Annotated in this window: 11 protein-coding genes; 2 read left to right on the forward strand and 9 right to left on the reverse strand. The window is 43.7% G+C overall.

The features are described from left to right. The first annotated feature begins 789 nt into the window (after positions 1 to 789). Positions 790 to 2,886, forward strand: coding sequence for a M13 family metallopeptidase (locus LU361_RS02730; RefSeq protein WP_233086778.1), 2,097 nt, complete (start codon positions 790 to 792; stop codon positions 2,884 to 2,886). A gap of 1,047 nt (positions 2,887 to 3,933) precedes the next feature. Continuing rightward, positions 3,934 to 5,658: a vanadium-dependent haloperoxidase gene (locus LU361_RS02735; RefSeq protein WP_233086779.1), complete on the forward strand. Its 1,725-nt coding sequence runs from the start codon at positions 3,934 to 3,936 to the stop codon at positions 5,656 to 5,658. Between the two features lie 244 nt (positions 5,659 to 5,902). Here LU361_RS02735 and LU361_RS02740 read toward each other — a convergent pair whose 3' ends face one another. The 9 genes from LU361_RS02740 to iscR all read right to left on the reverse strand — a co-directional run bounded on the left by LU361_RS02740 (position 5,903) and on the right by iscR (position 13,754). Next, complete coding sequence (locus LU361_RS02740) at positions 5,903 to 6,712, reverse strand: siderophore-interacting protein (protein WP_233086780.1); 810 nt, start codon at positions 6,710 to 6,712, stop codon at positions 5,903 to 5,905. A gap of 4 nt (positions 6,713 to 6,716) precedes the next feature. Continuing rightward, positions 6,717 to 7,133 (reverse strand): SufE family protein, encoded by a 417-nt coding sequence (locus tag LU361_RS02745; RefSeq protein ID WP_233086781.1) that lies wholly within the window; start codon positions 7,131 to 7,133, stop codon positions 6,717 to 6,719. Between the two features lie 26 nt (positions 7,134 to 7,159). Then, positions 7,160 to 7,693 (reverse strand): putative Fe-S cluster assembly protein SufT, encoded by a 534-nt coding sequence (gene sufT, locus LU361_RS02750; protein WP_233086782.1) that lies wholly within the window; start codon positions 7,691 to 7,693, stop codon positions 7,160 to 7,162. 232 nt (positions 7,694 to 7,925) lie between these two features. Beyond that, a complete protein-coding gene (locus LU361_RS02755; RefSeq protein ID WP_233086783.1) occupies positions 7,926 to 8,282 on the reverse strand; it encodes a HesB/IscA family protein in 357 nt (118 codons plus the stop codon). Between the two features lie 126 nt (positions 8,283 to 8,408). After that, positions 8,409 to 9,626, reverse strand: coding sequence for an aminotransferase class V-fold PLP-dependent enzyme (locus LU361_RS02760; RefSeq protein WP_233086784.1), 1,218 nt, complete (start codon positions 9,624 to 9,626; stop codon positions 8,409 to 8,411). Further along, a complete protein-coding gene (sufD, locus tag LU361_RS02765) occupies positions 9,626 to 10,888 on the reverse strand; it encodes a Fe-S cluster assembly protein SufD (protein ID WP_233086785.1) in 1,263 nt (420 codons plus the stop codon). The genes LU361_RS02760 and sufD overlap by 1 nt, the downstream gene beginning before the upstream one ends. Continuing rightward, a complete protein-coding gene (gene sufC, locus LU361_RS02770) occupies positions 10,888 to 11,685 on the reverse strand; it encodes a Fe-S cluster assembly ATPase SufC (protein ID WP_233086786.1) in 798 nt (265 codons plus the stop codon). Before sufC ends, sufD begins: the two co-directional genes overlap by 1 nt. 19 nt (positions 11,686 to 11,704) lie before the next feature. Further along, complete coding sequence (sufB, locus tag LU361_RS02775; RefSeq protein ID WP_233086787.1) at positions 11,705 to 13,141, reverse strand: Fe-S cluster assembly protein SufB; 1,437 nt, start codon at positions 13,139 to 13,141, stop codon at positions 11,705 to 11,707. A gap of 142 nt (positions 13,142 to 13,283) precedes the next feature. Further along, positions 13,284 to 13,754 (reverse strand): Fe-S cluster assembly transcriptional regulator IscR, encoded by a 471-nt coding sequence (gene iscR / locus LU361_RS02780; RefSeq protein ID WP_233086788.1) that lies wholly within the window; start codon positions 13,752 to 13,754, stop codon positions 13,284 to 13,286. Positions 13,755 to 13,908 lie beyond the last annotated feature (154 nt).

The following is a 13,908-nucleotide window of genomic DNA, read 5'->3' on the forward strand; positions in this document are numbered from 1 at the left end:
CGTTTGAACATCTGACTTTAATTCTTAGGCTTTACCGATGACTAATTAACAAGAAAAACCTCACGCAGCCAATCTTAATTTTGGTACAAGAGGTTTTGAATATTCAACTCACAAACGTTAAAAAAACAACAAGTTTACATTAGAGACCATCAAAACGCGTATCGCATAAATCGTTCCTGTCTACACAAGGGAATTTGAATAAAGAAATCTCAACAAAAAGACTCAAGTGTGTTGAATCGTATAATTATTCTCCATTGAGTAATTGGATTCACCGTTGAAGCCTCTAATCTCTCGCCTTTGCGGCGATCTTGTTTCAAATCGTTCTAAAACAAGAAGAATTACTATAGGAGCCTCTGACTAACCTCAACATTACTCAGCGTGATCTCAAGCGTGCAATTGCAAGGCGCCGTTTGCAATTAATGGCCGTAGTCCTTAATAAAAACGGCAACGCCGCAAGTGTGCGCTTGAGACCGCGCCTTTCAGGGCCTGCCAGTTTTTTCCTGCTCTGCGTTGTGCTTTTTCGATTTAACCCGTTAGACCTTCAAAAGCACGCCTTGATCAGAAAAAAACTCCTTGGCCTGAGTGATCTTGAGGTTAATCAGAGGCTCCTATAACTTGTAACTGAATTAGGCCAGTAAAACTAACAGTTGATTGCATTAACCGATAAAAAAGCCCCAATGTCGGATAAAAACGCGCTTAATTAAGTAATTTAGGCTCTAGAACACAACGGCTTTCATAAACAGACTACTTTTATCCACAATCGATTGCTCGATACGGAGAAACTCCACAATGCTGAAATCTACGCAACGTAAAAAACACAAACCTCTTTGGTTAGCACCTACGGCTCTGGCCGTTACCATCGCATTGGTAGGCTGCACACAACAAACTGATCAAATCAGCACAACCGGCACAGAAAATAAAAAAACCGCTGCTGTCTTAGAATCAGGAATAACATTAGCCAACATGGACGAGCAAGTTCGCCCACAAGACGATTTTTACAATTACGTCAACGGCACGTGGATGGCAAGCACAGAAATTCCTTCAGACCGATCTTCCTACGGAAATTTTCAAATCTTGCGGGAGAAATCTGAGCAAAGCGTTCACAAAATCCTTCATGATCTACAAAATCAACCTGCGGATTCTCTATCGGACGAAGCCAAAAAAGTAAAAGCTCTCTACGAAAGCTTTATGGATGAAGAAGCTGTCAATAAAGCCGGAATTGCCCCCTACCAACAATTTGCTGCAAAAGTTGAGGCAATAAAATCAAAATCGGATTTAACCGAGTTTTTAGGAAAACCTTGGATCATCAGCGAATTGGGTCCTATCGGATTTTTTATCGCTGCGGATAAAAAAGATCCAACACAATACGCTCCCTACTTGTATCAGTCAGGTTTGTCGTTACCCGATCGCGATTATTATTTTGACGACTCCGAAAAAGGTCAATCCATTTTAGCTGGCTACAAACAACACCTCGTTAACATGATGACACTGGTTGATGAAAACAACCCGGAAACCGCCGCCGAAAACATTCTGAATTTCGAAACAAAACTTGCCCAAGGCCAATGGCTCAGAGTCGATATGAGAGACGCGGTTAAAACCTACAATCCGGTTTCACCGCAAGAGATTTCCAACACCTATGGCGATTTTGATTGGCCTAGCTTTTTGGCCACAACAAAATTCGATTCAGAGAAAAAAGTCGTCATTGGCCAACCGTCTTACATAGAACACTTAATTACCTTGGTAAATAACGAATCCTTAGAACACTGGAAACTGTATTTAAAATGGCGGGGACTGCATGAATTTGCCGGTTACCTTAATGACGACATTGCCCAGGAAGATTTTGAGTTTTTTGCAAAAACACTTCGCGGCATACAAGAACAACGCGCTCGTTGGAAACGCGCCATTCAATTTTCGGGTGAATACGCGGGCGAGGCCATTGGCAAAATCTACGTAGACCAATATTTCCCGCCACAAGCAAAAGAACGCATGGTCACCCTCGTAGAAAATTTAAGAACCGCTTATCGTCAAAGTATTTTAGAACTGGATTGGATGACGGAAGTTACTAAAAAACGCGCCATCGACAAGCTCGAAAAATTCCTTCCTAAAATTGGCTACCCCGATGTTTGGCGTGATTATTCCGATTTAACGGTGAGCGATAACCTGGCTGGCAATTATCTCGCTGGTGTGCAGTTCCAATATCAAACTCAAATCGACAAATTAGGCCAACCTATCGATCGCAACGAATGGCTACTAACACCTCAAACCGTCAACGCCTATTATCACCCATTGTTGAATGAAATTGTTTTCCCTGCCGCAATTTTGCAACCGCCATTTTTTAATTTATCTGCCGATGATGCCGTTAATTATGGCGCTATTGGTGGCGTTATTGGTCACGAAATGGGCCACGGTTTTGACGACCAAGGTTCTCGTTACAACGGAGACGGTAAATTAGAAAATTGGTGGGAACCCGAAGATGGTGCTGCATTTGCCGAACGCACTAAGGCATTGGTTGATCAATACGACAGCTACACAGTATTAGACGGTTTGGCCGTCAATGGCAGCTTAACGTTGGGAGAAAATATCGGAGACCTTGGCGGGTTAACCATTGCTCACAAAGCTTACTTATTATCGCTAAAAGGAAAAGAACCCGAAATAATCGACGGTTTTACCGGCGAACAACGATTCTTTTTAGGTTGGGCGCAAGCGTTTTTATCGAAATACACGGATGAAAACCTCACCGTTCGCATCAAAACAGACCCACACAGCCCTGCGCAATTTCGCGTCAATGGCGTGGTTAAAAATATGCCAGAATTCCACGCGGCATTTGATGTAACAGAAGGCGACAAACTCTATCTACCGTCTGAGCAACAAGTAAAAATTTGGTAATTGCTAAAAGTGACAACTTAATTCAATTGCCTATCGTGTTTCTTCTAGCACGTTTCTTCTTATCAGATTTCACCTTCATTTTTGATCGAGGCTTCCATGCCTCGATTTTTTTGCCTTATCGACTTCAAGCAATGACGTTTTTCAGCAATCTCAGCTCATACATGACCGTTCAATTTTAAATTACCTATCCTCATGATAGTGATATACTTGGCATTCAAAGTGAGATAAATCAATAAATCGAAACCTTTAATTGCAACACTTGTCACACAAATTGAAGGACTGTATTAATTTATTAACAGTCTTGATTTAGACTAACTTAAAATAAGTTACTGCACATATAAGAATAATAATTTGTCGATATTCAATACTTTTAGCCTAAAAAATAACGCTTTCGAATACTCATACAAAATTTAAAAAATCTTCTAAATTACTTTCTATTCGCTTACCCACCTCAAACATAAATTTACCTTTTAATACAAAAAATTCTTTTTGTTATTTAGTAAAATACGAAATTAAAGCAGTTAAAAATAGTTTTTCTCAATTTTATTGGCATTTAAAAAAACATTATCACCCTCTTCGTGTTTATTTTCCCGGTTTTCTTTTAACAGCCATTAAAATATTAAATTAAAAAATTTTAATACGCCGTTGTTAAAACTGTTAAGTAACGTTTACTTTTTTAATTTTAACCTCAGTTGAAAACTATGAAATACCGTATTTATCCTGCTTGTTGATCCGCAAAATTCATACTTATTAATGTATAAATCCTATTAATTAGTGCGCAGAAAAAAATCGTACACAAAACAAACTCGACAAAGATTTATTGGCACTTTTTTTAAATTCATCTTGTGATAGGATCGGTTTCGCTCAACAGGAGATATTGAGCGCTTTCAAATAAAAACTATTTATTTTCCTATCTAGGCAGTTTTCGTAAGGGACGCGTAATGCTGTTGCCTCAAGGCTTCTAATTACCACCACTTCGGTAACGCTTAGTTGCAAACCAGCCTGACTAACTCGTTTGTCAATAAATGGATTAAAGGATCAACTCAGATGACTACTGAAAAAAACAATGATATCGAAACCACGACTGAAACCTCTCGTCGTGATTTTCTGAAACTAAGTGCAACTTCAGGTACTGCATTGGCTGCTGGTGCTGCACTGGGTCTTGGTGGTGCGAGCTCTGCAAACGCTGACGATTTCAACCCATTCCAATTTGAGCCATCAAGCCCATTAGGCAACCGCGCTCTTAAAGCGGCTGAAATTAATATCCGTGCGGCTAATCAGCAATTCCGCGAAACCCTTCGTCTACCGACTCAATTCGACAACAACGATGAGCGTCGTTACGCGTCTCAAAACTTCTACGCAAGTTACTCTAAATGTCTTCCTTGTAACCAGTTCGGTGAAGTAAACCCTGCTTCTTTCCGCCAGTTACAACGTGCAATGCGCACCGGCGCAGAAGCCGATTTCCAAGCGATCGTTTTAGATGCAACTTCCGACCGTGGTCTTGTTTCTCCACAAGCGGCATTTAAATTTGAGCTATCTGGTTTAGACAGCCACGCGACTCGCATCAACGCTTCTCACACATTCCGCAGTGCAGACATCGCCGGTGAAATGGCAGAAGTTTACTGGCAAGCGCTTACTCGTGACGTTCCTTACAGCGAGTACGACAGCAACCCATTGACCAACGCTGCTGTTGCCGATCTTAACAACTTCACCGTAACCCCAGGTTCTTTCAACAACGGCGAAACTACAACTGCTAACCTTTTCCGTGGTGAAACTCCAGGGGATCTAGCGGGTCCTTACGTTTCTCAGCTATTGTTGAAAGACTTCAGCTATGGTTCTGTTGACGTAGTACAACGCTACGAAAAAGGTGTTGAAGGCGTTAACTTCATGGTTGACGAAGCTAACTGGCTAAACGTACAAAAAGGTGCAACTCCAAACGAAACGTTGGAATTTGACCCAGTTAAGCGTTACATCTTCAACGCTCGTACTATGGCTGAGTATGTTCACCGTGACCTAACGTTCTCTGCGTACTTACAAGCAGCGTTGGTTATGTTGTCTTACGGCCCAGGTGCTGTTGAGCAAAACTTCCCATACGTTAACGGCGGCAACCAAGAAGGCTTCGCAACATTCGGCACGCCTTACATTCTTGATTTGATTGCTCGCGCAGGTAACCTAGCGCTTACTGGTGCATGGTTCCACAAATGGCGTGTAAACCGCTTCTTGCGTCCTGAAGCTTACGCTGGCCGTGTTAACTTCATGACCAAAGGTCAACGTTCTTACGAGTTGCATTCAGACATCTTAAACTCTGACGCGGTTTCTCGTTTGATGAGTGAAAACGGTACTGCATTGTGTCCACAAGCATTTACCGAAGGTTCTCCAACTCACCCATCATTCCCTGCTGGTCACGCTTGTTACTCTGGCTCTTGTGCCACTGTATTGAAAGCATTGTTCAACGAAGACTTCGTGATCCCTGATCCTGTATTCGCTGACAACACGGGTGAAAACCTATTGCCTTACACCGGTTCTGACGACTTGACTCTTCGTGGCGAGATCAACAAGTTGGCTAACAACATTGCTCTTGGTCGTGACGGCGCTGGCGTTCACTACCGTCAAGACGGTGTACAAGGTTTGTTGGTTGGTGAGCAACAAGCAATCACTTTGTTAAGAGACGCTTCTGAGACTGTTAACGAAGCTCAATTTGGTGGTTTCTCACTCACCAAATTCGACGGCACTCGAATCTTGATTCGCGACCGTCAAGTTATCACTCTTTAATCGATTGATAATTTAGACATTAATTTTACTGGCGTTAATTTTCCCCAATAAGCGCCAGTCTAAAATTAAGCATCGAAAAACCCGGGTATTTTTACTCGGGTTTTTTATTGCAAAACTAGAAATAACTAAGAAAAAATAAAGAAGAGAGAACAGCGAGAAGAGAAAAGCAGCAAGAATAATAAACGTGAGCTTACTTTAATAAGTTTAAAACTCACGCTCTAATAAGTTATGAACAGAAATAAAGTTACACTTGTTCGTCGGGATTTTCGACAGCATCCACTTTTTTCGCTTTTTTGTTACCTTCGTCGGATTCGTTGATTTTCCAATAACTGCTGGCGTATATTTTTCCGCGACCAACGCCTTTTTCTTTTTTGAAATAACGACGCAAATTTCTCATCATTTCAAATTCTCCTGCCAACCAAATGGCAACATCGCCATCCATCCAATTCAACGATTTAACTTTATCGACTAACAGTGAATTCGGTGTTTTGGGTTCCGGATTAATAACCCAGACTAATTCTAGATTTTCCGGTTTTTCTATCGCGACAATATCTGCCTCACTCATCACTTCAATCACACAGTAACCTTGAGCGTTTTTTGGCAATTGTTGCAAGTTGATAATAAGTGCGGGCAGCGCCGTCATATCTCCGGCGAGAAAAAACCACTGCGCATCTTGATGAATAATTTTTTTATCACCAGGACCGGCAATAAAAACAGCATCCCCTATTTGGGCATTTTCAATCCAATAATTTGCAGGGCCTTGGTCTTCAGAATTAAAACTGTGCTTAACACCCAGTAAATGCAGTTGTTTTTTCTCGGCATCAAATTTAAAGATGGTAAACGTACGCTTGCGTAGGGACGAAAAGTACGTTTTTTCCTGCATTTGCTCAGGCTTAATTGCATCTTCACCGACAGCCGGAAACAATAATTTTACGTAGCCACTTTCTTGATTTTCAGGGAAGTCATTTAGATCGTCTCCTGCCAAAATGAAAAGGTCGAGGTTTTCACTAAAAACCTGTTTGGATACCAGCGAAAGTGACAATGTTTTTTTCATAAAATTATTTATTCAACTCAGTAACGGCAAGTAATTTAATTTTAGCAACAATGGCACGTAACCCGTTGCCACGTGTTGGACTCAAATGGCGCTCTAAATCCAGTGCTTCAAAGTAACCATCAACATCAAAGTCGGTAATTTCCTGTGGCGATTTTTGATCGAACGCCGCCATCACCAACGCTAGTAATCCGCGTACAATAACGGCATCACTGTCGACTAAAAAACAGAAACGACCATCGTCCTGTTTTACTTCCAACCAAACACTGCTTTGACAGCCCTTAACTAAACGGTCATCTGTGTGCAGACTGTCGTCCATTGGCGATAATTCTTTGCCAAGGTCAATAATGTATTTGTATCGCTCTTCCCAATCATCGAAAAAGCCAATGTCATCGATGATTTCTTCGGTATTAAGTTGTGACATATGTTTGGTAACTTCTTATTTATAACCTAAAAAAACAAACCCGCTTCCAACTGCGCTTCTTCACTCATCATTTCTCTCGACCAAGGCGGATCAAACACCAATTCCACGTTAACCGAGCTGACATTCGGGACTTTAGCGGTTCTGTATTCTACATCGCTGACCAATACTGGCCCCATACCGCAACCGGGGGCAGTCAACGTCATTTGAATGTTGACGGATTTTTCTTCTTGATTGACATCGACTTTATAGATTAGGCCGAGTTCAACTAAATCAATGGGAATTTCAGGATCGAATACGGTTTTTAGAGCAGACCAGACTTGGTCTTCATGAATGGTGTCGTCGGTGGCTTCGGGAAATTCAAGCACTTCTGGCTCTTGGCCAATGGCGCCGGCATCAGTGCCGTCAATACGAACCATGTTACCTTGCCAAGTAACGGTGTAGTTTCCGCCGAGTGATTGATTAATCGTAACAAATTGGCCAGCAGGAATTGTGACCGCTTCACCGCTTGGAACTCGGCGGGCGGGACAATCACTCTGTGTGACTACCATTTTTTGTTCCATAGTGATTGCTCCTTGGCGATACTGCGAGTTACTACTTACTATAACACTGACTGAACCCACACAATCGTGGGTATACTTTTTAGACAAGAAAACAATTTGTCAGGCTTATCAAGAGGTTTCGCGAAATTAGGTTAAACACGACTTTGCGCTTAACCCAAATTCAATTTCACGATGAATGAATTTTCTTTTGGCAGGTGCACCTACAATAATTAGGTGATCTAACACAGAAATTTTAATTAACGCTAAAACTTTCACCACAACCACACTCGGCAACGACGTTGGGGTTGTTGAATTTAATCACGTGGTTTAGCCCTTCGGTAACGAGGTCAATTTCAGTGCCATGAACCACGTTAACGGCTTCGTTATCGACCGCGAGCACTAATTGATCGTCTAAATCAATCAATCGATCAGATTCTGACGCGCTATCTACGAAATCGAGTACATAAGCAAAACCGGAGCAGCCACTTTTCTTGACCGACAGGCGAATCAAACTGCCACCGCCATCTTTTGCATTGCGATGAAAATACTTGAGCGCACGATCCGTCACCGTGATAGGAGTCGCGCTAGGATCAAACGTCGTAACAGACATAGAAACTCCACTATTTTGGAATCCGAACTCCCACCAACAAGTGTAAAGACTAGAAGAAATGGTGGGATGAAATAACAGATAGCCTTAAATAATTCGTCAAACTTTTTGTTAGAAGGTTCAATACTTTTATTCAAGCATCATTTTGACTTTTTTGAGACCTTCAAACAGAGCATTCACATCTTCAATGGTGTTGTAGAGCGAGAAGGACGCTCGCGCAGTTCCCGGAATACCGAGCCGATTCATCAGTGGCTCAGCACAGTGATTACCGGTGCGAATGGCGATGCCTTGTCGATCCAGTAAAAAACCAATGTCAGCGGGATGGCCACCTTCAAGCAAAAAGCTAAGTACACCAACTTTGTTTTTTGACTTACCAACAATGGTTAGACCCTGAAAGTCTTCCGCTTGCGCAGTAGCAGCGTCTAATAAACTGGCTTCATGTTGCTCAATGGCTTGACGATCCAAACTTTTGAACCAATCGATCGCGACACCAAAAGCAATGGCATCAGCAACATTGGGGGTTCCGGCTTCCAATCGATACGGCAGTTGATTCCAGGTGGCGGTTTGGTAGGTCACTGAAGAAATCATTTCACCGCCGGTTTGCCATACCGGCCACTCTTTGAGTAATTCTTCGCGCCCCCACAGAGCACCGATTCCCATGGGCCCGTATATTTTATGCGCTGAAAACACATAAAAATCACAACCTATGGCCTGTACATCAACCGCTTCGTGGGCAATACCTTGCGCACCATCAATCAATACCCATGCACCAACGGCTTTGGCTTTTTGGGTAAGTTCAACAATCGGGTTAAGCGTTCCCAATGCGTTAGAAACGTGCGGGAAGGCCACTAATTTCGTGCGTTCGGACAATTTGCTGTCAAAATCAGCAATATTCAATTCACCATTATCATCAATGGCAGCAACCAATAACTCAGCACCTGTTTTATGACAGACCTGCTGCCAAGTAACGAGGTCAGCGTGGTGCTCCAGCTCCGTGACCAGCACCTGATCACCGGCACTTAAATAATGAGTCAAGCCATGACTGACGATGTTGATTGATTCCGTCGTTCCAGACGTCCAAATCACTTCTTCGCGTTTATTCGCGTTGAGGAAACTGGCGATAGTATCGCGCGCGCCTTCAAACGCTTGCGTGGCTTCATCGGCTAATCGGTGAGCGCCGCGATGGACGTTGGAGTTGTAACGAGTGTAATAATCAACGAGAGAATCAATCACGCACTGAGGTTTTTGCGTGGTCGCCGCGTTATCGAGATAAACAAGCGGATTACCGTCAATTTCACGCGCAAGAATCGGGAACTGGCGGCGAATCTCGTAGACATCAAACGCCATTAAACCGCCTCCACTCCAGGAATCTGGTTACGTAAATCGTTAAAGCGACGCTTCAATTCACCTTGGAGCCATTCAACCAACGGCTCCAGCGGTAGCTGCTCAATCAATTCATTGATGAAACCGAAATTCAGCATAATTCGCGCTTCTTGCTCGCTCACACCACGAGAACGCAAGTAGTAAAGCGCCTTGGTATCAAGTTCGGCCACGGTCGCACCGTGAGCACAACGAACATCATCGGCGTAAATTTCAAGCTCTGGCTTGGTATTGACTTCGGCTTTGTTGGTTAACAACAAATTGCGGTTATTCAATTCAGCCAAGGTTTTTTGCGCATGGCGATGAATGTGAATACGGCCATTGAACACTGCTTTGGCTTCGTCACCGACAATACCGCGAATGTTTTCCTCGGTAGTGCCGTTGGGCTTGGTGTGCTCAACGTTTGAATGAAGATCAAAAATTTCTTTGCCTTCAAGCAGATACACAGAGTTCTGTGTCGCCATTGCGTGTTCGCCGCAATGGTTAATATCGATATCCACTCGAGACAACAAGCTACCGAAGCCAATCAAGGTTGAGTGCAATTCACTGCGATCGGAAAGATTAAAGTGACTGCCACCTACAACCATGGCTTGGTTTGTATGCAGAGCAAAGCGGTAATGGTTGAGTTTGGCGTCGTCTTCAAGTTGATATTCAGCGTATTGAGTCGCAACCAGTGGGTTATCGCCACGATACTCTTCGATAACCGCCAAGCTCGCGCCTTTACCAACACGCACAAGATGACGAACGTGTGATTCACCGCCATTTTGCCAATGCACGAGGCGAATTGGAGTATCCACGACGACGGATTCATCAACATCGATAACCACACCAGCTGACGCAAGAACGTCGTTCACCAATCCAAAGACGTGATGTTCGGGCTTAACTTTCTGAAATAGATTCTGAGCTGATTCTTTTGACTCAGAAAGTAAGGAAATACTTACTCCAGGGATGTTATCGGTTAATTCACTGACGAGCTTACCGTTAACAAAGACAATCTCGATACACTCTAAGCCTTCAATAGACTCAGCCGTGAATGCGTCGTTGGTTGGTTCTGCGACAGACGTTCTTTCCAAACAAGCCAGTGGCGTGTAGCGCCAATTTTCAGTTTTACGGGTAGGCCAAGCCGTATTATGCAATTGCTGCAGAGACTTTTCGCGCGCTGCTGATAACCAATCGGTCGAATCACTGCTTTGGTATTGGGCGAGCGCTTGGGTTAACCAATTGCTCATTACATAACCTCTTTGTGCATTTCGATAGGATCGGCTGAACGCTGTTCGGTGAGCCAAGAATACCCTTGAGCTTCCAGTTCTAACGCCAAAGAAGCATCGCCGCTTTTCACGATTTTGCCGTCAGATAACACATGGACAAAGTCAGGCTTGATGTAATCGAGAAGACGCTGATAGTGAGTAACCACTACAAAGCTACGTTCGCCGTCACGCATACTGTTAACACCTTCTGCAACAACTTGAAGAGCGTCGATATCCAAACCGGAATCCGACTCATCAAGAATGCAAAGCTTGGGCTTCAACAGCAGCATTTGCATGATTTCGTTGCGCTTTTTCTCGCCGCCGGAGAAACCTTCGTTCACTCCACGCTTTAAGAATTCCGCAGGCAAATTAACTTGTTTGCAAGCTTCACGCGCTTCTTTTAAGAACTCTTTCGAACTGATGGGCTCAAGGCCTTGAGCTTCTCGGTGAGCATCAACGGAGGATTTTAAAAACTCTAAATTGCTCACCCCTGGAATTTCTACTGGGTATTGGAATGCTAAAAACAATCCTGCGCGCGAGCGTTCTTCGATATCGATATCGAGCAGTTCAGTACCCGCTAAGGTTGCTTCACCACCGACAACTTCGTAGCCTTCACGGCCAGACAAAACATAACCTAAGGTACTTTTACCGGCACCGTTTGGTCCCATAATCGCGTGAACTTCACCGGGCTTGATCTCTAGATCCAAGCCTTTAAGGATGGTTTTGTCTTCGACTTTCGCTTCCAAGCCTTTAACGGATAATAATGCTGCTTGTGACATATCTCTGAACCTTTGCCTTTTACCCAACTGAGCCTTCAAGGCTAATTTCTAACAATTTACCCGCTTCTACCGCGAACTCCATGGGCAGTTCTTTAAATACTTCTTTACAAAAACCGTTCACAATCATCGATACGGCTTTTTCTGGATCTAAGCCTCGCTGCTGACACAAGAACAACTGATCATCACTCACTTTAGAGGTGGTTGCTTCATGCTCAACAATGGCACTGGGGTTTTTGCTCTCAACATAAGGGAATGTATGAGCACCGCACTGATCACCGATTAACAAAGAATCACACTGCGTAAAATTACGAGCACCGTCTGCACCTGGGTTCATTCGAACCAAACCACGGTAGGAGTTATTGCTTCGACCGGCTGAAATACCTTTAGAGATGATCGTTGAACGGGTATTTTTACCCAAGTGAATCATCTTGGTTCCGGTATCTGCTTGCTGTTTCGCTCGCGTCAGTGCAACTGAATAGAATTCGCCAATGCTGTTGTCGCCTTTCAAAACACAACTTGGGTATTTCCAAGTCACCGAAGAACCGGTTTCTACCTGTGTCCAACTGATTTTCGCATTGGTATGACAAATGCCACGCTTGGTTACAAAGTTATAAATACCACCGCGCCCTTCTTCGTCGCCGGGGTACCAGTTTTGAACCGTTGAATACTTAATTTCTGCGTCGTCCATCGCCACCAATTCAACGACGGCGGCGTGCAGTTGATTCTCATCTCGTTGTGGCGCCGTGCAGCCTTCAAGATAACTGACATAACTGCCTTCATCAGCGACAATCAATGTCCGTTCAAATTGACCGGTATTTTGTTCATTAATACGGAAATACGTCGACAGCTCCATTGGGCAGCGAACGCCCTTAGGTATATAGACAAAAGAACCGTCTGTGAACACTGCACAGTTAAGTGCGGCAAAATAGTTGTCTTTCTGTGGGACAACACTGCCTAAATACTTTTTAACGAGATCCGGGTATTTGTGGACTGCCTCGGAAATTGGACAGAAAATAACTCCAGCTTCTTCTAGCTTCTCACGGAAAGTCGTCACTACCGATACGGAGTCAAATACTGCATCGACAGCAACGCCCGCAAGCATTTGCTGCTCAACCAGTGGAATACCTAGCTTTTCATAAGTGCGCAGCAACTCAGGATCAACTTCATCCAAACTCTTTGGCTTGTCAGCCATACTTTTCGGTGCCGAATAGTATGAGATGTCTTGGTAGTTAATCTTTGGGAAATCGACGTGCGCCCACTCGGGCTCGGACATTTCTTTCCAAGTGCGATATGCTTTTAAGCGCCACTCAAGCATCCATTCTGGCTCTTCTTTACGTGCGGAGATGCGGGCGATGACATCCTCATCGAGCCCGGGAGGAAAAGTCTCCGACTCCACATCGGATACGAACCCCGCCTCGTATTGTCTGGCAAGGGCCTTATCGATTTCTTCAGTCATGGACTAACTCGCTAATCAGGTAGAGCAAACACTCTTGGGCGTTTTTCGGATGCGCTTTTTACCAGTTTTTCGCCTGCAATGGAATTGGACGTATAACTAGTAGCGCAAAGAATGCGGTAAAGTTCTAAGATAGAACTCTATTTTACCCCATCATTTCGAGAATTTGATCTTCGGGAGCGTTTTCTTCAAGCTTTTCTTGTTCTTGAGATTCGTTGTGTTTCTCAAGCAAGCTTTTCAAGCTGATGTTGCTCAGGAATTGGTGGATTTGCATGCTGAGCTGACTCCACAAGTGATGAGTCAAACAGACTTCGCCGTGATTGCAGTTGCCCGCACCGCCGCAGCTGGTGGCGTCAATGGATTCGTTGACGGCATCGACAATCTCAGCAATGAAAATAGCATCCGCTTCTCGGCTGAGTCGGTAACCACCGCCAGGCCCGCGAACGCTGGATACTAAGTCTTGCTTTCTCAATTTCGAAAATAATTGTTCCAAATACGACAGTGAGATTCCTTGACGTTTAGAAATTCCAGCTAGGCTGATTGGGCCTTCATGGCTGTGAATCGCTAAATCAAGCATGGCAGTAACGGCATAGCGGCCTTTGGTTGTTAAACGCATACGTGGCTCCTCGTCTTATGCTTTCTCAATGCGTGTTTGGAGTTATCATTCTTAAATCATCGGCGCAGCCATTGTGGTAAATCCTACAAAATTAATCAAGTAAATATCTTACTATTTTAGTAAGATATTATTATCGATTAAATCGATAAACAAA

It is taken from the genome of Sessilibacter corallicola, from assembly GCF_021290925.1.
GTDB lineage: Bacteria > Pseudomonadota > Gammaproteobacteria > Pseudomonadales > Cellvibrionaceae > Sessilibacter > Sessilibacter corallicola.

Excerpts from the sequence above, each read along its gene's own strand:
- LU361_RS02730 (WP_233086778.1), top strand. The coding sequence starts at position 790 with ATGCTGAAATCTACGCAACGTAAAAAACACAAACCTCTTTGGTTAGCA.
- LU361_RS02735 (WP_233086779.1), top strand. The coding sequence starts at position 3,934 with ATGACTACTGAAAAAAACAATGATATCGAAACCACGACTGAAACCTCT.
- LU361_RS02740 (WP_233086780.1), bottom strand. The coding sequence starts at position 6,712 with ATGAAAAAAACATTGTCACTTTCGCTGGTATCCAAACAGGTTTTTAGT.
- LU361_RS02745 (WP_233086781.1), bottom strand. The coding sequence starts at position 7,133 with ATGTCACAACTTAATACCGAAGAAATCATCGATGACATTGGCTTTTTC.
- sufT (WP_233086782.1), bottom strand. The coding sequence starts at position 7,693 with ATGGAACAAAAAATGGTAGTCACACAGAGTGATTGTCCCGCCCGCCGA.
- LU361_RS02755 (WP_233086783.1), bottom strand. The coding sequence starts at position 8,282 with ATGTCTGTTACGACGTTTGATCCTAGCGCGACTCCTATCACGGTGACG.
- LU361_RS02760 (WP_233086784.1), bottom strand. The coding sequence starts at position 9,626 with ATGGCGTTTGATGTCTACGAGATTCGCCGCCAGTTCCCGATTCTTGCG.
- sufD (WP_233086785.1), bottom strand. The coding sequence starts at position 10,888 with ATGAGCAATTGGTTAACCCAAGCGCTCGCCCAATACCAAAGCAGTGAT.
- sufC (WP_233086786.1), bottom strand. The coding sequence starts at position 11,685 with ATGTCACAAGCAGCATTATTATCCGTTAAAGGCTTGGAAGCGAAAGTC.
- sufB (WP_233086787.1), bottom strand. The coding sequence starts at position 13,141 with ATGACTGAAGAAATCGATAAGGCCCTTGCCAGACAATACGAGGCGGGG.
- iscR (WP_233086788.1), bottom strand. The coding sequence starts at position 13,754 with ATGCGTTTAACAACCAAAGGCCGCTATGCCGTTACTGCCATGCTTGAT.